At 73.2% G+C, this 314-nt stretch carries 1 protein-coding gene; it reads left to right on the top strand.

Features of this window, described 5'->3' with window-relative positions; genetic code table 11:
• Positions 1–275: enoyl-CoA hydratase-related protein (locus tag ACLWS4_RS38320; protein WP_416876613.1), on the top strand; the 275-nt coding region annotated here is incomplete at its 5' end.
• Positions 276–314 lie beyond the last annotated feature (39 nt).

The raw sequence follows: 314 nt of genomic DNA, 5'->3' as shown, positions 1-314 counted from the left end.
CCGAGGAGGCCGAGCGGGCCGGGCTGGTGGCCCGGATCGTGCCCGCCGCCGAGCTGCTCACGGTGGCGCTGGCCACCGCCGAGACGGTCGCGGGGATGTCCGCGACCGCCTCGGTGATGATGAAGGAGAGCGTGAACCGGGTCTTCGAGACCACCCTCGCCGAGGGCGTCCGGTTCGAACGGCGGCTGTTCCACGCCCTGTTCGCCACCGCGGACCAGAAGGAGGGGATGGCCGCCTTCGCCGAGAAGCGCAAGCCGTCCTTCGAGAACCGCTGACCCCCGGACCCGGCCGGGGCGTTCAGACCCCGGCCGGGA

Source organism: Kitasatospora sp. SC0581 (assembly GCF_048159585.1).
Taxonomy (GTDB): Bacteria; Actinomycetota; Actinomycetes; order Streptomycetales; family Streptomycetaceae; genus Kitasatospora.
This window is presented reverse-complemented; position numbering and strand designations above follow the sequence as displayed.